The organism is Mariniflexile sp., from assembly GCF_052728615.1.
In genome coordinates this window covers 1-26,348 of sequence record NZ_JBFVFE010000038.1, presented here as the reverse complement: position 1 = coordinate 26,348, position 26,348 = coordinate 1, and the positions used below count along the sequence as shown (strand labels likewise).

At 37.0% G+C, this 26,348-nt stretch carries 19 protein-coding genes; 7 read left to right on the top strand and 12 right to left on the bottom strand.

Features of this window, described 5'->3' with window-relative positions; translation table 11 throughout:
- Nucleotides 1-55 precede the first annotated feature (55 nt).
- From ccoG to ACU1LP_RS13700, 6 genes are all read right to left on the bottom strand, one after another.
- Nucleotides 56-1,480, bottom strand: a complete 1,425-nt coding sequence (gene ccoG / locus ACU1LP_RS13725) for a cytochrome c oxidase accessory protein CcoG (protein WP_445732877.1) — start codon at nt 1,478-1,480, stop codon at nt 56-58.
- A 173-nt stretch (nt 1,481-1,653) separates the two neighbouring features.
- The gene (locus ACU1LP_RS13720) at nt 1,654-2,544 is read right to left on the bottom strand and encodes a cbb3-type cytochrome c oxidase N-terminal domain-containing protein (protein WP_445734433.1); all 891 of its coding nucleotides are present in this window, start codon (nt 2,542-2,544) and stop codon (nt 1,654-1,656) included.
- An 85-nt stretch (nt 2,545-2,629) separates the two neighbouring features.
- Nucleotides 2,630-2,815: a CcoQ/FixQ family Cbb3-type cytochrome c oxidase assembly chaperone gene (locus tag ACU1LP_RS13715; protein WP_445733309.1), complete on the bottom strand. Its 186-nt coding sequence runs from the start codon at nt 2,813-2,815 to the stop codon at nt 2,630-2,632.
- 12 nt (nt 2,816-2,827) lie between these two features.
- The gene (ccoN, locus tag ACU1LP_RS13710) at nt 2,828-5,017 is read right to left on the bottom strand and encodes a cytochrome-c oxidase, cbb3-type subunit I (protein WP_445736532.1); all 2,190 of its coding nucleotides are present in this window, start codon (nt 5,015-5,017) and stop codon (nt 2,828-2,830) included.
- A gap of 99 nt (nt 5,018-5,116) precedes the next feature.
- Nucleotides 5,117-5,302, bottom strand: coding sequence for a cbb3-type cytochrome oxidase assembly protein CcoS (ccoS, locus tag ACU1LP_RS13705; protein ID WP_445736531.1), 186 nt, complete (start codon nt 5,300-5,302; stop codon nt 5,117-5,119).
- Nucleotides 5,303-5,488: 186 nt separating this feature from the next.
- Complete coding sequence (locus ACU1LP_RS13700) at nt 5,489-7,918, bottom strand: heavy metal translocating P-type ATPase (protein ID WP_445736530.1); 2,430 nt, start codon at nt 7,916-7,918, stop codon at nt 5,489-5,491.
- 217 nt (nt 7,919-8,135) lie between these two features.
- Here ACU1LP_RS13700 and ACU1LP_RS13695 point away from each other — a divergent pair, with 217 nt between their 5' ends.
- The 6 genes from ACU1LP_RS13695 to ACU1LP_RS13670 all read left to right on the top strand — a co-directional run bounded on the left by ACU1LP_RS13695 (nt 8,136) and on the right by ACU1LP_RS13670 (nt 14,927).
- Nucleotides 8,136-9,380 carry a PAS domain-containing sensor histidine kinase gene (locus ACU1LP_RS13695; protein WP_445736529.1) on the top strand — a complete coding sequence of 415 codons (1,245 nt, stop codon included), beginning with the start codon at nt 8,136-8,138 and terminating at the stop codon, nt 9,378-9,380.
- Nucleotides 9,377-10,432: a response regulator gene (locus ACU1LP_RS13690; protein WP_445736528.1), complete on the top strand. Its 1,056-nt coding sequence runs from the start codon at nt 9,377-9,379 to the stop codon at nt 10,430-10,432. Before ACU1LP_RS13695 ends, ACU1LP_RS13690 begins: the two co-directional genes overlap by 4 nt.
- Nucleotides 10,433-10,517: 85 nt before the next feature.
- Nucleotides 10,518-11,357, top strand: a complete 840-nt coding sequence (locus tag ACU1LP_RS13685; RefSeq protein WP_445736527.1) for a universal stress protein — start codon at nt 10,518-10,520, stop codon at nt 11,355-11,357.
- Nucleotides 11,358-11,404: 47 nt separating this feature from the next.
- Nucleotides 11,405-12,082: a Crp/Fnr family transcriptional regulator gene (locus ACU1LP_RS13680; RefSeq protein WP_445736526.1), complete on the top strand. Its 678-nt coding sequence runs from the start codon at nt 11,405-11,407 to the stop codon at nt 12,080-12,082.
- An 87-nt stretch (nt 12,083-12,169) separates the two neighbouring features.
- The gene (locus ACU1LP_RS13675) at nt 12,170-13,297 is read left to right on the top strand and encodes a vWA domain-containing protein (RefSeq protein WP_445736525.1); all 1,128 of its coding nucleotides are present in this window, start codon (nt 12,170-12,172) and stop codon (nt 13,295-13,297) included.
- 130 nt (nt 13,298-13,427) lie between these two features.
- On the top strand, nt 13,428-14,927 hold the full coding sequence (locus ACU1LP_RS13670) for a magnesium chelatase (RefSeq protein WP_445736524.1): 1,500 nt from the start codon (nt 13,428-13,430) through the stop codon (nt 14,925-14,927).
- A gap of 638 nt (nt 14,928-15,565) precedes the next feature.
- Here the strand turns inward: ACU1LP_RS13670 and ACU1LP_RS13665 are convergent.
- From ACU1LP_RS13665 to ACU1LP_RS13640, 6 genes are all read right to left on the bottom strand, one after another.
- Complete coding sequence (locus ACU1LP_RS13665) at nt 15,566-16,138, bottom strand: YdeI/OmpD-associated family protein (RefSeq protein WP_445732479.1); 573 nt, start codon at nt 16,136-16,138, stop codon at nt 15,566-15,568.
- A gap of 5 nt (nt 16,139-16,143) precedes the next feature.
- Nucleotides 16,144-17,787 (bottom strand): M1 family metallopeptidase, encoded by a 1,644-nt coding sequence (locus tag ACU1LP_RS13660; protein WP_445736523.1) that lies wholly within the window; start codon nt 17,785-17,787, stop codon nt 16,144-16,146.
- A 209-nt stretch (nt 17,788-17,996) separates the two neighbouring features.
- Nucleotides 17,997-19,286, bottom strand: a complete 1,290-nt coding sequence (locus ACU1LP_RS13655) for a class II aldolase/adducin family protein (protein WP_445736522.1) — start codon at nt 19,284-19,286, stop codon at nt 17,997-17,999.
- A 27-nt stretch (nt 19,287-19,313) separates the two neighbouring features.
- Nucleotides 19,314-20,669: an FGGY-family carbohydrate kinase gene (locus ACU1LP_RS13650; RefSeq protein WP_445736521.1), complete on the bottom strand. Its 1,356-nt coding sequence runs from the start codon at nt 20,667-20,669 to the stop codon at nt 19,314-19,316.
- A 207-nt stretch (nt 20,670-20,876) separates the two neighbouring features.
- On the bottom strand, nt 20,877-22,157 hold the full coding sequence (locus ACU1LP_RS13645) for a sugar isomerase (RefSeq protein ID WP_445736520.1): 1,281 nt from the start codon (nt 22,155-22,157) through the stop codon (nt 20,877-20,879).
- A gap of 80 nt (nt 22,158-22,237) precedes the next feature.
- Complete coding sequence (locus ACU1LP_RS13640) at nt 22,238-24,343, bottom strand: bifunctional aldolase/short-chain dehydrogenase (RefSeq protein ID WP_445736519.1); 2,106 nt, start codon at nt 24,341-24,343, stop codon at nt 22,238-22,240.
- 490 nt (nt 24,344-24,833) lie between these two features.
- Here ACU1LP_RS13640 and ACU1LP_RS13635 point away from each other — a divergent pair, with 490 nt between their 5' ends.
- Nucleotides 24,834-25,880, top strand: coding sequence for a GntR family transcriptional regulator (locus ACU1LP_RS13635; protein WP_445736518.1), 1,047 nt, complete (start codon nt 24,834-24,836; stop codon nt 25,878-25,880).
- Nucleotides 25,881-26,348: the final 468 nt, after the last annotated feature.

The following is a 26,348-nucleotide window of genomic DNA, read 5'->3' as shown; positions in this document are numbered from 1 at the left end:
TCCCGATTGCTATCGGGACTTGCAGGAGACTGCGACTGAAAACTGCGACTGAAAACTATTTAAAACTCCGTGGTCCCAAAAAGTTGGCCGTAGCCGTTTCAATCAATACATCCCCTTGGTAAACACCAATTCTAATCTTGTTTCTATCGCCCGACAACCCCGCATTATTGATTTCAATAAACAAAGTGCCTTTGGCAATGCCTTGGCTTGGTACGGTAAAACTATTGCTGGTTGCCACTAACTTTAAAACGCCTTTATGGGACATTAATTTAAAACTTACATCTTCAATATCATGCGTGGTTTTGTTTATTAGTTTGTAGGTGTAAACATTGCTTATAATGTTATTTCCCTTATGCTCGAACAGTTGCCCTGGTAATCTTAAAACAGTGGCTTCCACATCATTTCTTAAAAATAGCATCCCCGCTAACAGGCCACTTAAAATGACCAACACAGCAATGTAGCCTTTCATTCTTGCTGTTAATTTAAAAGGGGTTTTCTTTTCTATATTTTCCTCACTGGCATATCTGATCAAGCCTTTCGGTAAATTGATGCTTTCCATAATATGGTCACATTCATCAATACAAGCGGTACAGTTTACACATTCCAACTGGGTACCGTTTCTAATATCGATACCTGTTGGGCAAACATGTACGCACTGTAAACAATCAATACAATCGCCATGGCCCAAAGCTTCCCTGTCTTCGTTTTTCCTGAATTTTTTCCTGCCATTTTCAGCTTCACCACGTTTATGGTCGTAAGCTACTACTATGGATTTGGTGTCCAATAAAACGCCTTGCAACCTTCCGTAAGGACAAGCTATGATACAAACCTGCTCTCTAAACCATGCAAACACAAAGTAAAAAACCGCGGTAAAAATCAATAATGAAATTAAAGTGCTTGTATGGTTTAAAGGACCATCTGTAATATACCTTATCAACTGATCGCCTCCAATTAAATAAGCCAAAAACACATTGGCGATAAGGAACGAAATAACTAGAAATATAAACAATTTCAATCCTTTTTTCTTAATCTTCTCCGCATTCCAAGGCTGTTTTGATAAGCGCATCTGTTTACCTCTATCACCTTCAATCCAGTATTCAATCCGTCTGAAAACCATTTCCATAAAAATGGTCTGTGGACAGATCCAACCACAGAAAACCCTTCCAAATGCCACCGTAAAAAGGGTAATAAATACTACCCCAATAAGTAAGGATATGACAAACAAATAAAAATCCTGGGGCCAGAACGGAAAACCAAAAATATTAAAGCGGCGTTCCACTACATTAAACAACAAAAACTGGTTGCCATTTATAGTAATGAATGGCGCAAGAATTAGAAATGCCAACAACACATAGCTTACCAGCTTTCTGTATTTGTAAAATTTACCACTTGGTTTTTTAGGAAATACCCAGGCGCGTTTACCTTCTTTGGTAACTGTGCTTATAGAGTCTCTGAATATTTCGTTATCTGGGGCTTCCAAAATTTTTGGTGTTTTTTTAGACCTGTCAGGTTTTTAAAACCTGACAGGTCTTCGTTTTTTTTCTTCAAGACTTTTAATCCCAAAACGTTGGAACTTGAAGGTTAAACGCTTGTTTCGTTATTCAATCTTTATTACCGAATCTGTTTTATTTCCATGGCATCCGTGGGGATAGCTTATTTTTCTGTATTTTCATCTACCCAAACATCGCCTTCCGGTTCTTTAGGGTTTGCCGGTGTGGTGCCTTGAAGAGTTAAAACATAACTGGCCACTTGTGCTATTTGTGCTGGTTTCAATTGCTGTTTCCAGGCTATCATCCCTTTTCCGGAACGTCCACCTTCTGTAATGGTGTGGAAAACATTTTTTATGCCACCGCCTAAAATCCATTGGTTATCGGTTAAATTCGGTCCAATACCACCGCCGCCATCTGCCATGTGGCATGCCACACAATTAGCTTCAAAAGTAGCTTTTCCTGCATTGATATCTGATGCATCCGTCAGTAATTCCACCGTATTAAAATCCACCAGATCTTTTGCGGTTTTAAGATATTCTTTATAATCTATTTCTGCTTGGGCAACTTTCTGATTATATTCATCATATTGATTATCACCATTGAAAACTTGGTACCGGAACATATAAACCACCGCAAAAATAATGGAGATGTAAAAACCATACAGCCACCAAGGTGGTAGGTTGTTGTCCAGCTCCTTAATGCCGTCGTAGTTGTGGTCCAAAATAAGTTTGCCTTCTTCCTCAACAGGTTTTGATTTGCCAACTAATTTGGTGTACATGTTTTTGAGCCAAGTAAACTGATAGGTCTTTTCTTTTTCGGCCAAAAAACGGGCTTTTGCTTCTTCATCCAATTTATGGAGCATCACATTTTCCAGAGCACTTATAATGGCCTCCATGGCTATTAATATCAAAAGTACTAATAATAGGAACAAAAGCACAGCGGGATATTTTATAAATGCCGGTTGGTTGCCCGAATCGATAACATATTCTACAGCTCCGAAGATGATGAGGAATACAATGGGTACTCTTACCCAAGATGGAATTAAGTTTCTCATTTGATGGTTATTTTATTGTTTTTTAATGGACAAATGCAACCTCCGGTTTTGTTTAGATAAAAATTCAAATTTATAACAGTCGGTTTCATAATATAGCGTCGTTTTGGTTTTCTAGCGGTAGGTTGCTAACGGTTTTTATATATTCCTTTTTGGCTGTGAATACCCATAAAAAAAGGATCACAAAAAACGTGAAAAATATCAGTAGTGAAATGATGGGGTAAATTTCAATCCCATCAATACTCTCCATATAGCCTTTTACAAATTTTAACATGGTTTTTGGTTTTTAGGGTTGGTTTTTAGCTGTTTCTACATGAATATCGGTTCCCAAGCGTTGCAAATAAGCAATAACGGCAACAATTTCACGGTTTTTCATTTCTACAAATGACTCCTGATTTTCGGATGCATATTTTTTATCTGCTTCATACGAATTCACAAAATCCGGATCGGTATAGAGGTTTTGCTCAATTTTAGTGCCTTGATCCAACATGCTTTTCTGTGCATTGGCAATGTCTTCATCTGTATAGGGAACACCCAAGGTTACCATGGCTCTCATTTTAGTTTCGATATTGGACTTATCCAATTCGTTTTTAATCAACCAAGGGTAACGGGGCATGATAGAACCCGATGAGGTACTTTGCGGATCGTACATGTGGTTAAAGTGCCAGTTGTCTGAATATTTAGCACCCACTCTATGTAAATCGGGACCCGTACGCTTGCTTCCCCATAAAAAAGGATGGTCATAGACGTATTCCCCAGCTTTTGAGTAGTCGCCATAACGTTCCACTTCACTTCTAAAAGGACGAATCATTTGCGAATGGCAACCCACGCAACCTTCACGGATGTAAATATCGCGACCTTCCAATTCCAAAGGCGTGTATGGTTTCACACTTGATATGGTCGGGATGTTCGATTTTACCATAATGGTGGGTACAATCTGTATGATACCACCAATTAAAATAGCAACGGTGGCCAAAAGGGTCAATTGCACAGGTCTTCTTTCCAACCACGAGTGCCATCCTTCGCCAGCAGTACGTTTTTTGGTAACACGTTCCAGAGCTGGAGCTTCGGCCAGTTCATCTTCAACTTTATTGCCATTTTTAACAGTAACAATAACGTTGTAAACTAAAATGAACATACCGGTAATATATAGGGTACCGCCAATGGCACGCATCCAGTACATAGGCATAATTTCGGTTACGGTTTCCAAAAAGTTACCGTAAGTTAAAGTACCATCAGGATTGAATTGTTTCCACATGCTGGCCTGTGTAAACCCAGCAACATAAAGTGGTAAAGCATACATAATGATACCCAGTGTGCCCAACCAAAAGTGCAAATTAGCTAAACCAATAGAGTATAATTTGGTTTTAAACAAGCGCGGTATTAAGTAATAAATAATACCAAACGCCATAAAACCGTTCCAAGCCAAAGCACCTACGTGTACGTGAGCAATGATCCAATCGGTGAAGTGGGCAATGGCATTCACGTTTTTAAGTGATAACGCGGGACCCTCAAAGGTTGCCATCCCATAGCCGGTAATGGCCACCACAAAGAATTTTAAAACTGGGTCGGTACGTACTTTATCCCAAGCACCACGCAGGGTCAATAAGCCGTTTATCATACCACCCCAAGATGGCATTAAAAGCATCACGGAAAACGCAACCCCTAAGTTTTGTGCCCATTCCGGTAAAGCGGTATATAATAAATGGTGAGGACCTGCCCAGATATAAATGAATATTAACGACCAAAAGTGAATAATAGAAAGTCTATATGAGTACACCGGTCTGTTGGCTGCTTTGGGAACAAAATAGTACATCAATCCTAAAAATGGCGTGGTTAAAAAGAATGCCACGGCATTGTGGCCGTACCACCATTGCACCAAGGCATCTTGAACGCCAGCGTACACCGAATAACTTTTCATGGCACTTACAGGAAGTTCCAAACTATTAAAAATATGAAGCACCGCAACGGTAACAAACGTGGCGATGTAAAACCAAATAGCGACATATAAATGGCGTTGGCGACGTTTTAAAATGGTCCAGATCATATTAATACCAAAAACCACCCAAACTAAAGCAATGGCAATATCGATGGGCCATTCCAGTTCGGCATATTCTTTAGAACTTGTATAGCCTAATGGCAGCGAAATAGCGGCAGCAACAATAATAAGTTGCCAACCCCAAAAGTTGATGTTACTTAAAAGGTCGCTAGCCATACGTGCTTTTAGCAAGCGTTGCAGCGAGTAATAAATACCGGCAAACATGGCATTTCCCACAAATGCAAAAATAACGGCATTGGTATGCAATGGTCTTAAACGACCAAAACTTAACCATGAAATACCATCGGTTAAGTTGGGAAATAAGAACATCAATGCTAGCAATAAGCCCACTGCCATTCCCACGACGCCAAAAATAATGGTGGCATAAATAAACTTTGTAACGATTTTATTATCGTAATGAAATTGTTGCATTTTCATAAGTAAATAATTATTTGATTTTCAAAGGTCTTATGCAATCGCTAGATGATTTTTTAGTTTTAATTGATTTTTGTGGTAGCGATTTCATAGTAATACTTGTTAATCTTTATTGGTTAGTACTGATTTTTTTGGTTTTTCTTTTACGAGTTCGTCTTCAAACAACATGCGAACGGAAGGGGTGTAACTATCATCAAACTGTCCGCTTTTTACAGCCACAATAAAGGCTATAAAAAACCCAACAGCTACAACAATGCTTATAGCTAATAAAATATAAATAACACTCATACCTACTTGAAGTTATGGTTCAAAATTACTTTCATCGTGTTTCTTAAAATATGACAATTGTCATGTTTAAATTGTTTTCCCCACCCTAACCCTCCCCGAAGGGGATGGAACCGTGATGTGCTTACTCAAACTTTTAAATTTCTCTCACAAGCCTTCCCTGAAGGGAATGGAACTTTATGTGCTTACTCAAACTTTTAAACTTTTTTTAGAGTTCGTTCCCGTCTTGGTTCCCTCCCCCTCGGGGAGGGTTAGGGTGGGGATTATATTCGTGGCAACCGTAGTAAAAGCCACAATGCTTATAGAGCTTAATGGCATTAAAATGGCGGCGACCACAGGTGATAATTGCCCAGTTACTGCAAAATAAAGTCCAATACTATTATAAATAAATGAAAGTACAAAACTCCATTTGATAATTTTTATAGCGGATTTTGAAACTCTAATGAAATTATATAATTGATTGAATTTTGAGGCATCCAAAATAGCATCGCAAGCGGGCGAAAACACATTGACATTTTCCGAAATGGCAATACCAACATCACTTTGTGCCAAAGCACCGGCATCGTTCAGTCCGTCGCCAATCATCAATACTTTAGCGCCTTCGCTTTGGTGGTATTTGATGTATTCGAGTTTGTCTTCTGGCTTTTGGTTAAAAAGTAGTTTTGTTTTTGCGGGCAATAATTTGGTTAAGTTCTCTTGTTCGCCTGCATTATCGCCTGAAAGAATGACCAGATCATAATCCTTTTTCAACTCGTTGAACAAATGGGAAAGTCCTTTTCTATAGGCATTGTAAAACGTAAACTTACCTTTGTACTTATTATTGGCACTTATATGGACAGCCGTGTTTAGTAAAGTAGAATCTGTTGCAAAACCCACAAAAGGTGCCGAACCTATTTTGATGTTGCTATTTTTATATTTAGCTTCAATACCTTTGCCCAAATATTCTTCGTAGGTATCTAAAGTTAAAATATCATGCTCGTTTAAGAGACTGTACAACGACCGGCTCAATGGATGGTTGGAACCGCGCAACGTGCTTTTTAATAGTGATTCTTCATCCTGTGAAAGTTCCAAACCCTCATAGCTAATGGTCGTTTCCTTATTGGCGGTAATGGTGCCCGTTTTATCGAAAATAATGGTGTTTATTTTAGCGAGTTGCTCAATAACACTGGCGTTTTTTAAATAGAATTTCCGCTTCCCCAAAATACGCAAGACATTCCCGAAAGTAAAAGGCGCTGCCAAAGCCAACGCACAGGGGCAGGCAATGATTAAAACCGATGTAAAAACGTTTAAGGCTTTGCTGGAATCTTCTACCAACCAAAACGTAGTGGCTAAAATGGCGATGATTAAAATACTGATGGTAAACCGTTTACTTATTTGGTTGGTAATGTTTGTGAATGCCAGCGATTTATCTTTTTTAAACACATCATTGCTCCAAAGTTGGGTCAGGTAACTTTGTTCCACCGATTTTAGAACATCCACCTCAATACTGCCATCCACTTGTTTGCCGCCAGCAAACAATTTATCGCCCGATTGTTTTGAAACCGATTTAGATTCGCCCGTAACAAAACTGTAATCAATTCGTGCGGTTCCTTTTATCAAAATGCAATCCACAGGAATCAGTTCTTCATTCCTGATTAAAAGTCGGTCGCCTTTTTCAATATCATACACTTGAACGGATTCTTCCTTTCCTTCCGAAGTTATTTTGGTAATCCCGATAGGGAAATAGGATTTGTAATCGCGTTCAAACGATAAAAAGGCGTATGTTTTCTGCTGAAAAAATTTCCCCAGCAATAAAAAGAAAACAAGCCCGGTTAAGCTATCGAAAAAGCCCGAACCGGTATCGAAACTGATTTCAAAAGTACTTCTAATGAATAAAACGGAAACACCCAACGCAATGGGCACATCTATATTCAAAATTTTGGAACGAAGACCTTTGAATGCAGAAATAAAATAATCTTGCGCTGAATAAAAAACAACGGGCACGGAAAATGCGAACATAAGCCATCTAAACATGGGTTTGAACTGTTCCAACCAAAATTCGCCGACTTCAAAATACTCCGGAAACGATAAAAACATAACGTTTCCAAAGGCAAAACCAGCAATTCCCAGTTTATAAATCAACGAGCGGTCTATGTGTTTTTTTCCAACGCTGTAATCGTCCAAACTTATAAATGGTTCGTAACCAACGCTACTTAATAGGGCAACGAGGTTTTTTAGCGAAAGCGTTTCGGCATTAAAACTGACCCGAACGGTTTTTTTACCAAAATTTACCATGGATGCGCTTATGGAAGGGTTTAATTTGTTGAGGTTTTCCAGAATCCAAATACACGAACTGCAATGGATGTGCGGAATATAAAGCGTAATAATTTGGGTGTTGCCATCATTAAATTCCAGAAGTTGCTCAATGATTTTCGAATTTTCCAGGAAATTGTATTTGCCTTCAATGTCTTTGGGCGTGGCTCCTGGTGCGTTTTGTAGGTCGTAATAACAGGTTAAATCGTTATCGGAAAAAATCTCGTAAACAGTTTTACAACCATTACAACAAAATTCTTTTTCATCAAACGTAATTATAGAAGATGCAGCATCTAAACCACAATGGAAACATCTGTGCTTGCCCATTTATTATTTGCTCAATTTATACCTGATAACAAAAGTAAAAATGATGTGATTAATAAATATGATATTTGTCATGTTTTTTTTATTTTTACCAAAGTTCAATTTTAAGTATGTGCCATTTCAATCCATTTATTAAAAGTCCATTTGTTCAGCTTTCGGTTTTAAAGGGCACCTGCATACATTTAGTCATTTTCAAGAATTTTAAAAAACCTGTGCTTTAATGGTTCCGAACGACAAAGATATTTTCAATGTGCTTTTTGAAGCTGTATCAGAAGGTGTTATTGTAGTAGATAGCCATCAAAAAATTGTAGCCACCAATGCCTCGGCAGAACGTATGTTTGGCTACACCAAACCGGAACTTGCAAACCAAGAACTCAATGTTTTGATTCCACAAAAATACCGTGCTGCCCACGGTGCCCATGTTGAGGGTTTTATGGAGCAAAAAGAAAGCAGGCAAATGGGGCATGGGCGGGATTTGTATGGCGCCCGTAAAGATGGGAGCGAGTTTCCTGTGGAAGCGGGTTTAAATCCTTTGGGAATTAATGGCGAATCTTTTATCATGGCTTTGGTAATTGATATTTCAATACGCAAACACCAAGAACTTCAGCTATTGGAACTCAATACCAAATTAGAACGGAAGGTTATAGAACGCACCACGGAATTGAGCAATACCGTAGAAGCATTAAAAACGGTAAACCTACAGCGCGATGCAGAAATAAAAAAGCGCATTGAGGCCCAAAACAAGACCAAAGAAGCCCTTAAAAAAGAAAAGGAACTTAACGAATTAAAAACCAAATTTTTATCATTAGTCTCTCACGAGTTTAAAACACCGTTGAGCGGTATTTTAACTTCGGCCATGTTGTTGGGAAAATATAAGTTGGCCGAACAACAGGAAAAACGGGATAAACACGTAAAAACAATTTCAGACAAAGTGCATTATCTAAACAATATCTTAAACGACTTTTTGTCCATTGAAAAGTTAGAGACAGGAAAAATCAGTTACAAGTTAAACAGCTTTAAAATAAGTAAAGTGGTCAACGAAGTGGTTTACAATGCCAATATGCTTTTAAAAGAAGGCCAAATTATCAATTACCCCGAGAATATTGATGATTATTCGATGTTTCAGGATGAAAAAATTGTAGAGTTGGCATTGTCCAACCTGGTGCACAATGCCATTAAGTATTCCTCTGAAAACACTTTAGTGGATATCAATATAAAACAAGACGAAAAACGGACTACTTTTAAAATCCGGGATAACGGCATAGGCATTCCTGCAAACGACCAAAAAAGCGTATTTAATCGTTATTTTAGGGCTGAAAATGCATTGCTTACACAAGGCACGGGCATTGGGTTGAACATTGTAAAAAGCCACTTGGAAAACCTGGGAGGCACCATAAGTTTTGTTAGTGAAGAAAATAAAGGAAGCGAGTTTATATTTGTAATACCCAATAAAGCCAAACCATGAGAAAAATATTATTGATAGAGGACGATGTTGTTTTAAGGGAAAACACGGCGGAATTGCTGGAACTATCCAATTACAACGTAATAACAGCGCCCAACGGAAAAATAGGATTGGAAATAGCTAAAAATGATTTGCCAAATATTATAATTTGCGATATTATGATGCCCGAACTTGACGGGTACGGTGTGTTGGAAGCCTTGGCTAAAAATGAAAGCACAAAACACATCCCGTTTATATTTCTATCGGCAAAAACAGAGCGAAAGGATGTTAGAAAAGGCATGGATTTGGGGGCCGACGATTATATAACCAAACCTTTTGAAGAAGATGAACTTGTGAGTGCCATAGAAAGCAGGTTGGCCAAAGCCGCCATTTTAAAGGACAGAAGTGGCGAAATCCAAGAAAGCTCCAATGCTAACAAAGAGGATGAACTTAGAACGCTTAACGACCTTAAAAACTTTTTTGATGATAATGGGAATGAAATAGCCTATGCCAAAGGCGATGTGATTTACGAAGAAGGACAAAATTCCAATAACATATTCTTGATATCCAAAGGATTGATAAAGTGCCATAAGTTGGACGAACAAGGCAAAGATTTAACCACCGCATTGTATAAAGAAGACGATTTGTTCGGTTATACCTCCTTTACGCAAAACATGACCTACCAAGAAACGGCAACCGCTATAAAAGATTCAAAATTGCTAGCGCTTTCTAAAAATGAACTTATAAATGTACTTAACATAAACCATAACGTAACTTTAGAGCTTATACAGCTGTTATCCGATGATTTAACCCTTGTAAAAGACCAATTGTTGCAAATGGCATACAGTTCGGTTAAAAAAAGAACAGCAACCACCATACTGAAATTTGCCGAAAAGCTTAACTACAAACCCAACGATGCCATTAGGATTTCGCGAAACGATTTAGCGAGTGTAGCCGGTATAGCCATTGAAAGTTTGATTAGGACACTTTCAAGCTTCAAAGATTTGGGGCTTATTGAAATTGAAGGCAGGAATATTAAGATTTTAGACATTAATAAGCTAGAGCAAATCACTTAATTTGCTGTAATAAATACCAAGTATGATTTTGGTCATATTTAATTAAAAACCATGCTTTTACTTTTGTTTTTTAGAAGACAAATGCATGAAGAACATTTTAATACCAACAGATTTTTCTGAAAACTCGTGGAATGCCATAGTATATGCACTTCACTTTTTTAGTAAATCTTCCTGTAATTTTTATTTGTTACATGTAAATACAGTAGGAGCATTGGTAGCTGCCAAAACTTCGTGTGTACAACATGTTGGTGGGGTTGCTGAAACATTGACCAAACCTCCAAAAAAAATGTTGCAGGAAACCTTAAAACGGATTCACGAGCATTTTCCTAAAAACCCAAACCACAGGTTTTTTACAATTTCCGACAGTAATTACATCATCGATTCCATCAGGCAACAGGTTACACTACATAAAATAAACCTGATTGTGATGGGTACCAAGGGGGCTTCCGGGTTTAACAATCTGGCCATAGGCACTAATGCCGGCAATGTTATTACAAAGGTAAAATGCGCCACCATGGTAGTGCCAGAAAACGCCAAATATACAGTACCCAATGAAATTGCGTTCCCAACAGATTTCTCAATTTTTTACCGACCAGAAACCTTACAGCCTATATTGGATATTATTGAAGCCAACAATGCAAAAGTTAGTGTATTGCACGTTAATAAACGTGGTGTGGAATTTAATGAAGATCAGCAAAAAAACAAGGAATATTTGGATGATTACTTTACTAATTACACCCACAGTTTTCATTTTTTAACCAATAAGCATATTGAAAATGCCGTGCAACAATTTGTAGATGATAGAGGCATTAAATTAATAACCATGCTGGCTAAAAATCTAAATTATTTTCAGCGGATATTGTTCCATCCCACGGTCAATAAAATCCGTTATTACAAAGAGGTGCCGTTTTTAGTGCTTCATTAAAACCGAGGTTTTACAAATTTTAATATTAAAACTTTCAATTATCAATAATGGGAAAGTGTGAACAATGCATCATCAAACAATTTAACGCGCTTAGATCTTTAACTAAAGAAGAGCTTGTCCGAATTTCTAATTGCAAAACATCTAGAACCATTAAAAAAGGCGAGGTTATTTTTGAAGAAGGCGAGGTTTTAAACGGTATCTACTGCGTTAGGGATGGTATTTGTAAACTCTCCAAATTGAGTGCCAACGGAAAAGACCAAATAGTAAAAATGGTTGTAAGAGGACAGTTGATTGGCCAACGCTCCCTTATAAGTGAAGAAAGCTCCAATTTGCAGGCAGTGGCTTTAAACGATATGGAAGTCTGCTTTATACCCAGAAACGAAATTATCAACAGTCTTCAAAACAATGCGAAATTTTCATTTGATGTTTTAAGGGAAATGGCACACGATTTACGCGAAGCCGATGATATTATAGTCAATATGGCGCAAAAATCTGTAAGACAACGCTTGGCAGAAACTTTAATATATATAAATGATAGCTTCGGAACAAATCCTGATGGCACGTTAAGCGTGTTGTTGTCCCGCGAAGATTTTGCAAATATGGTGGGTACGGCAACCGAATCGGCTATTAGGGTCTTGTCCCAATTTAAAAAAGAAGACTTGATAGATACCATGGGGAAACAAATTAGGATAAAGGATTTAGAAGAATTAAGGCGGGTAGAGTAGCCCCATATCATTTACTTGTTAAAGTATAGATAAATCTGATTCAATTCCACGCTCTTTTGTATAAAAATATAGTATTTTTATACAGCTATGACAAACCATAAAACTTCTAGGAAAGGTTTTGTATTTAAAAAATATGAAACGCCCTATCAATCTCCATTTGAAAAACTTTTTGATATTTTCAAAGAGTTGATCACACATACTTCGGGCGATTTTGACGAAGCCATTGATTGGTTGCGCGAATTGGACAAGGAATACAAACTTACCACTGCGGAATATACCATTGACGATTTTATTGAGGATCTTAAAAAGAAAGGCTATATAAGAGAAGAAATGGATCCTGACGGAAATGGTGGTATGGCAATCACTGCCAAAACCGAACGCGCCGTTCGCCAACAAGCATTAGATCAAATTTTCGGGAATATACAGCGAAGTGGCCAAGGCAACCATAAAAGTAAAAGCCCTGGAATAGGCGATGAGCATACGGGCGATTTTAGAAACTATCAGTTTGGTGACGCTCTCGATAAAGTTTCTATGACTGAGAGTTTAAAGAACGCACAAATCAACCATGGTATTGGCGATTTCAGTATTTCTGAAGACGATTTGGTGGTAGAGGAAACCCTCCATAAATCTCAAATGAGCACGGTATTAATGATCGATATTAGCCATAGCATGATTCTTTATGGTGAAGACCGCATTACACCGGCCAAAAAAGTGGCAATGGCATTGGCAGAACTCATCACCACACGCTATCCAAAAGACACCTTGGATATTTTGGTGTTTGGAAATGATGCGTGGCAAATAGAAATTAAGGATTTACCCTATTTAAAAGTAGGCCCTTACCATACCAACACCGTTGCAGGCTTGCAATTAGCGATGGATTTACTCCGCAGAAAGCGTAATACCAACAAACAGATTTTTATGATAACCGACGGCAAACCAAGTTGTTTGCGCATGCCTGATGGTCAATATTATAAGGACAGTAACGGGCTTAATCCATACATAACCAATAAATGTTATGCGATGGCACAACAAGCACGACGATTACATATTCCCATTACAACTTTTATGATTGCACAAGATCAGTATTTGATGCAGTTCGTGCGTGAATTTACCCAAGCCAACCAAGGGAAAGCATTTTATACAGGATTACAAGGTTTAGGCGAAATGATTTTTGAGGATTACGAGACGAATAGGAAGAAGCGGATTAGGGGATAATCTCCACCCGACCTCCCCGAAGGGGAGGAGCCCAGACGCAAAAAGCGCAAAAAAACAGGAGTGAAAAATTGTAAATAGAAACATTATAGCACTCGATTATAAAAACCATAAAAAATCAAAATTTAGAAATATGAGTAATCACATATCGGTTCCCTCTCCTTCGGAGAGGGTTAGGGAGAGAAAAACATTAGGCGAATTAAAAAAAGCAGGGTATCAATCAAAATCCATAAAGGATGAATTACGTGATAATCTGATTCAGAAAATAAAAAATAAAGAAACCACTTTTGAAGGCGTACATGGGTATGAAAATACCGTTATTCCAGAATTGGAACGAGCGATTCTTTCTAGACACAACATTAATTTATTGGGATTAAGGGGACAAGCCAAAACACGATTGGCGCGTTTGATGCTTAATTTGTTGGATGAGTACATTCCGTTTGTGGAAGGTTCTGAAATCAATGATGACCCGTTGAAGCCTATTTCAAGATTTGCAAAAGAGCTTATCAAAGAAAAAGGAGACAGCACACCGATTGCTTGGTTGCATAGAAGCGAGCGTTTCGCCGAAAAACTGGCAACGCCCGATGTTACGGTAGCCGATATTATTGGCGATGTGGACCCGATAAAAGCCGCCAATTTAAAATTGAGTTATGCCGATGATCGCGTGATTCATTACGGCATGATACCACGTGCAAACCGTTGTATTTTCGTTATTAATGAATTACCGGATTTACAGGCCAGAATTCAAGTGGCACTGTTCAATATTTTGCAGGAAGGCGATGTGCAAATTAGAGGTTTTAAGTTGCGGTTGCCTTTGGATATCCAGTTTTTGTTTACCGCAAACCCAGAGGATTATACCAACAGGGGAAGTATTGTAACCCCTTTAAAGGATAGAATTGGGTCGCAAATATTAACGCATTATCCGGTAGATATTGAAACCGCACGCTTAATCACAGAGCAAGAGGCTAAATTGGTCGAGTCGCAAAAGCAAACCATAACGGTTCCAGATTTGGCTCGGGATTTATTGGAGCAAATCGTTTTTGAAGCTAGGGAAAGTGATTTTATTGATGCAAAAAGTGGCGTGAGCGCGCGGTTGAGTATTACGGCTTTAGAGAATTTATTGAGTACTGCCGAGCGTCGCGCGTTAATGGTTGGTGATGAAAAAACCACCGTTCGATTAAGCGATTTTGTGGGCATCATTCCATCGATAACAGGAAAAGTAGAATTGGTTTATGAAGGTGAACAGGAAGGAGCTGCCGTGGTTGCCTATAATTTAATTGGAGAAGCCGTAAAAAGCCTGTTTGAAGAGTTCTTTCCGAAAATTGAAAAATTGAAAAAGGAAACCCAAGAAACACCTTATGATGATATTGTGTCCTGGTTTTTTAACCAAAAAGATGGATTTGAATTATTGGATGACGTTAGGGATAAAGAGTATAAAAGTTTATTGGATGGTATTTCGCCTTTGAATGATTTATTGGGCGAACATCAACCGAACCTATCAAAAGAAGATAGCTATTTTGTTAAGGAATTTGTTCTTTGGGCTTTGGTAGAGTTTAAGCAACTAAGTAAATTCAGGTTTACGGAGGGTACACACTTTAAAGATCCTTATGGAAGTTTTATAAGCGGCATTTAAATCATGACAAAAATTTAATCAAGCTCAAATCCATAAAAACAAGCCCCCTCAATAATTCCTCCCCTTTTTTTAAGGGGAGGTGCCGATGGGCGGAGGGGTCAAGAGAAACAACTATTTTAATTAGATGACATTTTTATATTTTTTAAGAATAAGCATAATCTAACAAAATTTATTTTTTCTACAAGTCCCAATAGCAATCGGGATCAAAAACCTTGTAGGTGGGGTGTCAAATTTGAAGTATCTAAAATTTAAAATTCGTTCTCTTTTTTATCTTCAATAATGAATTTAAAAATGACCTAAAGTCTTTATTTTACTAGCTTTTTAGGTTTTTAACACCGAAAAAGTTTAAAAAACAGACCGAACGATTTTTTATGAATACGCACAAATTTGACACCCCACCTTTTAGGTATGAGTTATGTTAGTAACCAATCAAACGTTATTTAATTCCCTCTTGGGAGGGGTTAGGGGTGGGTCAATCAATATAACCATATTTTAAATGAGCCGAAAAATATAAAACCCACCCCTAGCCCCTCCAAGGAGGGGAACGGTTTATCAAAAAATTTTCAATTTCCGAACGCTTATGTTTTAAATCCCGATTGCTATCGGGACTTGTAGGTATAAACCATTTTAGTAACCAATCATCGGCTATTCCTAGATTTAATATTTTTGGTGCATAATTGGATGATTTCAGTAATGCGTTTTGTTCTGGTATCTTCACGTTTTGCCTGATTCAGCCAATACAAATAACTTTTGCGGTACGAAGTTGCAAAACTCTGGTAGTTTTCAAAAGCTCTCGGGTTTTTATCAAATTCCTTTTGTAAATCTTCAGGGATGATGCCATTTTCAACAGCATCCAAAGCTATCCAACTTCCATTTTTTTTTCCTGTTTCAATTTTTTTAAGGCCGCTTTCGTGCATTAAATTTTCAGCAATCAGCTCTTCAATATGTCGTTTGTTTAAAGCGCTCCAAACGCTTTTTTCATTTCTGGGAGTGAAATATTGTCGGCGTTTCCCGTTGCCCAAACTTTTCATAGTAGAATCTATCCATCCATAGCATAACGCCACTTTCACTGCTTCTTCCCAACGCATGGAAGCATTTTCATGTTCAACCTTATAAAAAATCAAATAGATGCCTTTGTAGGACGCATGATTTTCATGCAGCCAATGGCGCCATTCCTCTTCTGTTTTAAAATAATGTTCAGGTATTTCCATGATTATTATAGCTTTTTCACATAAACATAAAAATCAGGATCTATTGTTAAAGTAGTGGCATTAGAGTTCAGTGGCATTGTTTTCCAATCTGCTTTCGGAAACAGCCATTGTTCTTTTTCGTTAATGGTTACTTGAATGGGCATATCAAAATTCCCAACACTGTTTGTCCATCTATATTTAAGCTGCTTATTTTCAATTTTATATTCTAAAGCGGGAATTTTTATAGTTCTTAAATATTGATTGAAAAATGCGGTCAAATCAATTCCCGATTCTTTTGAGAGATAGTTTTCAATTTGTTGTGTAGTAACCGTTTGATGATAAAAAGTACTGTTTAAACCACGTAAAATATGTCGCCATTTTTCATCATCTTCAATCAATTGGCGTAATGTATGGAGCATATTGGCGCCTTTATAATACATGTCGCCCGAACCTTCATTGTTAACGTTGTAAAAACCAATAATGGGTCTGTCGTTTGCAATGCCATTTCTGGTTCCAATGACATAATCTGCCGATGCTTTTTTTCCGTAGTAATAATCTAAAAACAGATTCTCGGAGTAGGCTGTAAAACTCTCATGGATCCACATGTCTGCAATATCTTTATAGGTAATGTTATTGGCGAACCATTCATGCCCAGATTCATGGATAATAATAAAATCGAACTTTAAACCCCAACCCGTGCCAGATAGATCGTTACCTAAATAGCCCTTCATATAGTTGTTTCCATAGGTTACGGAACTTTGGTGTTCCATACCCAAATAGGGCACTTCCACGAGTTTAAAACCATCCTTATAAAACGGGTAGGGCCCGAACCAATGCTCGAAGGCCTTCATCATTTTTGGTGCATCCTTAAAATGTTCTTTCGCTTTTTTTAGATTATCCCGTAACACGTAGTAATCCATGTCCAAATTCCCGTTTTTACCATCATATATTTCAGAAAAATGAACATAGTCGCCAATATTTACGTTTACTCCATAATTATTAATAGGATTGGCCACATACCAATGGTAGGTTTTTGTATCAGTAAATTCTTCAATTTTACGTAACCTACCATTGGATACCTCCACTAAATTTTTAGGCACGTTTACACTTATAAGCATGCTATCCACCTCATCATACATGTGGTCTTTATTGGGCCACCAAACACTGGCGCCCAAACCTTGGCAAGAAGTTGCCACAAAATGATTGCCGTTTTTATCTTTTTTCCATGAAAAACCACCATCCCAAGGCGCATTAACGGCTTCTTTTGGATGCCCTTCGTAATAGACTTCTATATTTTGAAGACTTCCAACGGTTTGATTGCTTTTTAACGTGATGAAATGCGCATTCCCATCATGTTTTACAATTAATTCTTCGTTGTTTTGAAGCACTTTCTTGATTTTTAAAGGGGGTTGCAAATCAATTTGCATGACATTTTTATTTTCTAAAACTTTATACTGAATGGTATTTTTTCCAGAAATATATTTGTCATCCGGATTTATTTTAATATCTAAATGGTAATAGGTTAAGTCCCACCAAGAACGCTCATGGGTAATGGAGCCCCTTAAAGTGTCTTGTCTCGTGAAATTGTTTTTTTCTGAAAGTAGTTGTGCGTTAACTGAAACAAATGGCATCATTAAAAAAATAATATGAACAAATAAACGATAGGTCATGTGGGATTTTTAGTCTAAATTAATTAAAAGTTTGTAAAATTAATATGCTAATAATCAATAATACCATACTTCTTGATTTCATCCTTTTTCAATGTTAGGTAATCCATCGCTAGTAAAAAATTACAATAGAACAGATAGTTGCAAATATAATTCTCTTAATTTTCATAAAGGGGCGTTTTTTTTAAATGTTATAAAACTAAAGGCTATACTTATACTAAAAACTTTTTGCGTAGATCTTCAACTTGATTATCATTTATTGGCACCATGTTACCTAATGAATGACCTAATACAATAGACTTGGCACTGAATTCGGCTACTTCAAGATAATCAAAAGTTTGCAGCAATTTGTCGCCAGTTATCATTACAGAGTCGTTTTCAATGATCAAAGCGGTATGGCAATTTTTTGTGATTTCAGAATCCATGTTAGTTTTAAAATGGGAGCCATATTCCATAATGGAAATGTCCTGTAAAAAAATCCAGCTTTCAGGAATCGTCCGTACATTTAAGTGTGTTCTTGTAACCCCAAAAGACATTAAATACGGTGATTGCGTCATGATAATAGAGTTTACCTTCGGATTGTTTTTGTAAATTACTTCATGTATCCAAGTGGCCCTACTAGGTGTTTTTCCTTTTTCCCTTTTCCCTCCTTTTATTTGAACCACATCTTCAATATCCATATCCCATCGGTTCATATTGGTCGGCGAAATTAAAAAATCGTTACCCTTCCAACGCATGGAAACGGTTCCGTAAGAACTTATCATCAACCCTTGTTGGCAGGCACGTTGCACAATTTTACAAATTTCCGCACGTTTTTCAAGTTCATCGGCAGGATAATCGGTGGTTTCCATTTCTGGAATCATGGATGGAACTTGTGCTTCAAATTTTTCAATTTGGGCATCTGTTAAATAATTTGGGGTTCCTATTTGAGATCCATATATAATGGTACGCGCACAAAATTCCAATGTTTCAAAACGTTCAAAGGCATCAGACAAATCACTTCCTCCTAAAACGGTTCCGTGATTTTCCATAATTATGGCCTTGTAGCCTTTTTTAAATTCTTCTGCAATAACATGACCTAATTGCTCGCTTCCGGGCAATTCGTATTCTGCATACCCAATAGGGCCACAAATATATTTTGCTTGGGATATGATGTTGGTGTTTGGTATTTGCCGAACAATACTAAAAGAAACCAAAGCAGGAGGATGCGCGTGGATAATAGACTTGATGTCTGGACGCGCTTCATAAATAGCTTTGTGAAAAGGAAATTCTGATGATGGTTTGTGTTTGCCAATAACAGTTCCGTCTTTTTTCACACAAATAATATCCGAAGCTCTTAAAGATCCTTTGTCTATGGCAGAAGGCGTTACCCAAATATCGCCATTTTCATCTATTATAGAGATGTTACCACCCGATGTGGTGGTCATGCCCCGTCTGTAAATCCGATCTATAACTTCTGTTATTTGATTTCTTGGGTGAATGAATTTTTTCTTGATTGACATTTTAATGTTGGAGCTTTTATATTTACACTAATTGATGATAAATGGTACGTGTTTTTTTAGTGCATAGTTCTTTTTTAAGAACTTTGAATTTAACTGGGTATCAGATATCGAGATTGCAGCGCCTAAAGCAGAGCCTAAGGACGAATCTGTGGTCAGTAATTTTTTATCCCTAAAATGGTGTGACAGTAGTTTAATGTACAGGTCGTTGTTGCTAAAACCGCCATCAACATACAGTCTTTTTATATCATCTTCACCAATGGCGCTTTTTATACTTTTTATTTGAAGCAATACCAATTCGGTCATTAATTGATGGTAAGCCTGTTCAAAATTTTTGAAAGGTATTTTGGTTTCCGAAGGCATGTTTTCATCTGAAATACTTTCCCATTTAAACATGTATTCAAAATTTCTATTGATTTCAAAATAGGTATCATAATCAAATTGTACATGACGGTGGTAGTCTTCCAAAACTCCAAAATAGGTATCTAATTTACTCACCTGTATTTTGTATTCGTTTCCTAAAAACAGGCGGGTTGCCTTTACCGGTTTTCCATTGATGCGCATGTAGTTTATGGAGTTTTCTGAGACTGTATTTTCTGTGAAAGGATTGAAAGTGATGCTCCAAGTACCAGTTGAGACCAAGGCAAATTTTTTCTTGATGCTCCTTACATATGGCAATAATGCCGCAGAACTATCATGTATGCCCACGCCAATTTTGATACGTTTACCATTGTAGTTCATGTTGATGCTCGTTTCGGTAGAAACTATGGGGGGCAATATGGTGTTTAGCTTTTCTTTATAAACCCACTCGTGGTAATCTTTTTTTGTATAATCCCAAAGTGCGGTATGGCAGCCAATACTGGTAAATTCGCTTAACGGAATACCCGTAAAAATGTAACTTAGGTATTGCGGCAAGTGCAGCGAATATTTTATTTTGCTGAAAAGTTCAGGTTTTTGTTGCTTTAACCAATAGAGTTGCATGCCCGAATTCAGCATACTCAAATCGTAGCAACCTATGGTTTTAAGGAACTGTTCCTTTGGACCATAGGTTTCAAGAAAAGAAGTTATCAAATTCCCGTCCAGCGGCTTGGTATAATTATAAAGTGGTGTAAGTACCTCGCCATTTTCATCCAAGTGCACAAAACTGGCGCCATAGGTTGAAAAATTAATGGCTTGCACATTGTATTCCGATGCTTCCAGAATACGGTTGAATACGTCCTTTAACCACTTTTGTAAAGCGGGCAAGTTTTCGGTAGGATGGCCGTCTTCATCCGTAATCTCATCAAAAATGATGTATTCTTTATAGACTTCCTTGAAATCGGTATCAAACAGAAAGAATTTTTTATTGGTTTTGCCAATATCAAAAACGGCGGTTACATCTATCATGGTTTCATTGGTAACAAGTGTTGGTTGAAACTTTGCACTTTATTATAAGATTAAATCTTTTGCAGCTATTTTGCTTTTTAATAGTTATTATATTATTGATTATTAAGTTATTAAAGCGATATTTTTCATAAACCCATAAACCCATAAACCCATAAACCCATAAACTAATAAACCCATAACCCTGTAAACCCATAAACTACAAGTAACCTACAATCCAGTGGCTTTGGTATCTTTACCACGCTCTCTAATAAGTTGGTTTCTAACATCCAAACTGCGATATGCATGTATGGGGCTTAGGGCACCACCTTTATCCAAGCGGGCTTTGGCCAATAGAGGTCTTACATCTGTTCTGTATGCATCCTGCAAAATCTCCTGGCATTTTACCACATCGTTTTCTTGTTGTGCTGTTTTTAGAGCATTTTGATCCACCAAAAGCGCTTTTGCATAAGCTTCCTGAATGGCATCCAATGATTGTATCAAATCTTCCAAAGGATCTTTTACATTATGGCTCGCATCGATCATCCACGCCAAATCGGGGTTTTGTGGGTTGTTCTGCATGCCGTAAACCAATTCGTTAAAAATAAGGAATAAGGCATAAGGTTTAATGCTTCCAACGGTTAAATCGTCGTCACCATATTTGCTGTCGTTAAAGTGAAAACCACCAAGTTTGCCTTTTAGCATTAAAATGGAAACAATTTGTTCGATATTGCTATTTGGTAAATGATGCCCTAAATCTACCAACGAAAACGCTTTCTCTCCACAGGCATTCGCCAACATAAACGATGTGCCCCAATCCTGTATAACCGTACTGTAAAAATTAGGTTCGTAAGGTTTGTATTCTATAAGCATGCTCCAATCGGTCGGTAAGCCTTTATAAATTTCTTTTAAGCTGTTCTCTGTATTTTGAAGTGCTGTTTGAAAATTGTTCTGCCCAGGAAAACACGATCCATCTGCCAACCAAACGGTTAAGCTTTTTGAGCCTAATTTATCTCCAATTTTGATGACTTCCAGGTTATGCTGAATAGCTTGTTCCCTAACCGATTTACTAATATTGCTCAAAGAACCGTACTTATAGCTTTCTTTGGCATTCTTTTGGTCTTGGAACGTGTTGGAATTTACGGCATCAAACTTAATATCCAGACCATTTGCCAATTCTTTGATAGCGTTATAATCTTGAGGAATATCCCAAGGAATATGAAGCGACACGGCACCTGCCGTTTGTGTTAGGCTATGTATTAAGCCCACATCCTCTATTTTTTGTTCCAGATTTGATGGCTCTCCATAAAATGAAAACCGACCAAATCTTGTACCGCCCGCGCCCAATGCCCAACTGGGTATAGCGACTTGAAAGTCTTGTAGTTTTTTGATTATTTTATCAACATCAACACCCTTTCTGGTTAAACTATGTGATAAAAAATCGATATGTTCTTGATGTGATTGAAGCGCTTTTTTGTTGGCGTCTTGGATGTGGTTCTGTTCTATTTTCATGATTCTTTTTTTTAAAAAACTTCCATAGATATTATGATATACTATGGAAGTTTTCAACAAACTAAACTAACTCAAAATTATTATCTTACAAATGCATTTGCCATACCACCATCTACATTGATGATGTTTCCTGTGGATTTATCCAAAATCCCAACTAAAGAAAACACGCCATTTGCAATATCATCTGGTGTGATGATTTCATTCAACAGGTTTCTTTTTGCATAAAAAGCGGGCAGTTCCTCTACGGTAATGCCGTTCGCTTTTGCTCTACCTTCTGCCCAAGCGCCTTCCCAAATTTTGCTTCCTACAATAACGCCATCTGGATTTACTGTATTCACTCTAATCTTATCTTTTGCCAATTCAGCGGCCAATAAACGCACCATGTGTTGTTGTGCAGCTTTGGCGGTGCCATAAGCCACATTGTTTGGTCCTGCAACTAAACCGTTTTTACTGGCAATGCTAATAAAGTTACCACCTAAATTTTGTTTACGCATCACCTCAACACCAGCTTGTGCCAATTCAAACTGCCCTTTTACTAGAACGTTTTGTAAAATATCCCAGTCTTTTTCGGTAGTTTCTTCAATTGATTTAGAAATTGCCAATCCAGCACTGTGCACAATAATGTCCACACCGCCAAATTCCAAACAGGCTTTTTTATAGGCTTCCTTTATGGAATCGTAACGGGTAACGTCGCACACCGCATAGGTTGAAACATCACGTTTGTAAGTAGCATGGGCTTCTTTTAAACTGTCTTCGTTAATATCGGTCAATACCACATTGGCACCTTCTGCAGCCAGTTTATCGGCTATCGCTTTGCCAATTCCACCACCAGCACCAGTAACAAAAGCTACTTTACGCGATAATGGTTTTTCTTTCGGCATTCTAGAAAGTTTTGCTTCTTCCAATAACCAGTATTCAATATCAAACGCTTCTTGTCTTGGTAATGATGTATAAGAGGTAATAGCCTCTGCGCCACGCATCACATTAATGGCGTTTATGTAAAATTCACTAGCAACTCTAGTGGTTTGTTTGTCTTTTGAAAAACTGAACATGCCAACGCCCGGATAAATAATGATAACAGGGTTTGGATCGCGCATGGCAGGACTATTGGCCTTTTTACATGTGTTGTAATAATCTGCGTATTCTTTTCTATATTGTTCAAAAGCAGGTTCCAATTTTTTCAGAATGGCTTCAGAATCTTTTAAATCTTCATTAGCATCCAAGGTTAAAACCAACGGCTGTATTTTTGTTCTTAAAAAATGGTCTGGACAAGAGGTTCCCAATGGTGCCAATCTAGCCAAATCATTGCTGTTAATAAATTCCAATACCACATCGCTATCAGAAAAATGCCCAATCATTCTATTTTCAGAAGAACATAATCCCCTTAATAATGGCATCAATTGTGCAGCTTTTTCCAAGCGTGCTTCTTTAGGAAGACTTTGTGTTTTTTGTCCGCCAAAAACAGATCCCTTTTCTTTTATTTTTTTTTCAATATATTCCGAAGCCATTTCAATGACTTCCAAACTGTTCATATAACATTCATAAGAAGTGTCTCCCCAAGTAAACAACCCGTGGCTACCCAAAATAATACCTCTAATGCCGGGGTTGTCTGCCAAACATTTTTCCAATTGAAGACCTAGGTCAAACCCGGGCCGTTGCCAAGGCACCCATCCCATGGTATCGCCCCAAATTTCCTTGGTCACTTTTTCACTGTCTTTTGCAGCGGCCACAGCTATTAAAGCATCCGGATGCAGGTGATCAATGTGCGCAAAAGGCAATAATCCGTGAAGCGGTGTGTCAATAGAAGGCGCTTTACTGTCCAGATCGTAAATGCAGTGGTTGAAAAGGGCGACCATACGGTCCTCATCTTCTAAACCACCATAAACATTTTTTAAATCCCGTAATCTGCCGGTGTATAAACCTGCAATTCCAGAACGTGTTAAAGTACCTATATCACCTCCAGAACCTTTAACCCACATCACCTCAACGGCTTCATTTGTTAAGGGATCTTTTTCAATGGTCTTGCAACTGGTATTCCCGCCACCGTAATTGGTGATTCTTAAATCGGCGCCCAAAATGTTAGAACGGTATAAAAATTGGGCCACTTGGTCATCCCCTAGGGCTTCAGATTTTTTATCGTCCCAAAGGTAATCCACGTATTTAAACTTTTTTGTAATCGTATTCATAAGATTTGTTAAAAATATTTCTTAGCGAAAATAAACCAACATAAAATTTTTTCTATCCTGTACTGTACTGTAAATTACTTAAAATGTTGAAAAAATTACCAAAAAAGTATAATGTTAATACTCATTTTCGATATATTCACAGTATATATTTTTATAAATATTAGATAAAAAAATTATTTATTTCAATTAATTGTTTATTGTTTAGCAGGACTTTTTATGTTCCAATATAGCACGCACAGATTTTACTGCTTGTTTTAGTAGCTTTATTAAACGTACTTTTTGGTCATTAATATTAACTTCAGGAAACGTATTGCCCGAAGCAAAGAACAATTCGTTAAAGCAGAATGGTACAATTGATGCCCTTTATTTGGATTTTGACAAATTTCAAATGGTAGTAACTTTGTTTAGACTTGTCTTGCTAAGAAGATAGTTGTAATTTTAATAAGTGTTTCCAAAAACAAAACGGTAATCATAAAAAAAACAAAAGTGTATGGATAATTTGAAATTTATAAAAATTGATGATAATTCTAGGGTCCCCAAATATCAGCAGATAGTGGATTCTATAATACACAATATATCTGTGGGGAATCTTACCATCGATCAAAAAATCCCATCCATTAATATGTTTAGTGAAGAGTTTTATTTGTCCAGGGATACGGTAGAAAAAGCTTATAATATCTTGAAAGAGCGAAATATTATTTTATCAATAAGAGGAAAAGGCTTTTATATTTCAAGAACTAAATTGATCTCTAAAGTCAATATTCTGTTTCTAATAAATAAATTGAGTTCCTACAAAATGAAAACATATAATTCCTTTATAGATAGTATTGGAGGAAATTCCCATACAGACCTGCATATTTACCACTGTGACGAATCTTTGTTTTTGAATTTATTGGATAAGTATAAAGCCCTATACGATTATTTTGTTATCATGCCCCATTTTAAAACAGATGATTTAAAACATGTAAGTTTCACAGATCCAGTCATAAAAGCCATAAAAAAAATACCCACTGAAAAGCTGATCATTTTAGATAATATTAAGCCAGCGATTGAAGGTAATATTGTTGAAATCTATCAGGATTTTGAAAATGATATTTATTTTGCTCTCAAAGAAGGATTGCCTAAAATATCAAAATATATGAAGTTGGTTTTAGTGTATCCTGAAAAAGCGGTTTATCCATATCCGAGAAGAATTTTGCATGGTTTTAGAAAATTTTGTATTGAGAACGCCCTTGATTTTGAAATTATAGATAAGGTTTATGATGATATGGTTCTTAAAAAAGGCGATTTGTTCATTACCATTGAAGAAGCGGATTTAGTGAATTTAGTAAAGCAGATTAGGGAGGATGAGTTTGTTTTAGGCAAAGATATAGGGGTTATTTCTTATAATGATACCCCTTTAAAGGAATTGCTTGGCATTACCGTAGTATCAACAGATTTTAAGGTAATGGGGGAAAGAACCGCTTATATGATCATGAATAAAGAAAAAGGGAAATTTAAAGTGCCTTTTAATTTTATAGATAGGAATTCAATATAGTAAAAATATATACCTGCTTATTTTGTAAAATTAGGTATGCTGATGTGGTAAGCGATGGCGTTCTGTTATTTTAGTACATATTTCAACCCGTGGCTTGCAGGTTTTAAAGTGGAATTGTATGAAAAACATCCTACGGACTTTTTCAATTTCAATCCACTACAGTATAGTGCAGGATAGATAACTTATTTTTTAATAGTTGTTTTGTATAATAAATCAAACTACCAGCTATTACACGCAACATATTTTAACTTCTTGTTTTAAATCCTTAAGTTTAGGTTTTAATTAAAACCAGTTCTAAATAAAAGTGCTATACTTAGGAAGTTTTTTAACATATAAAGCTTATCCAAAACAGCATTATTTATATTAAATAATTATTTTTATAAAAATTATTAAACCTTAAATCCGCAAGCGATTAATTTGCTATTTTAAACATTTATTTTATGTGGTAAAAGTAATCTTTTCGGATAA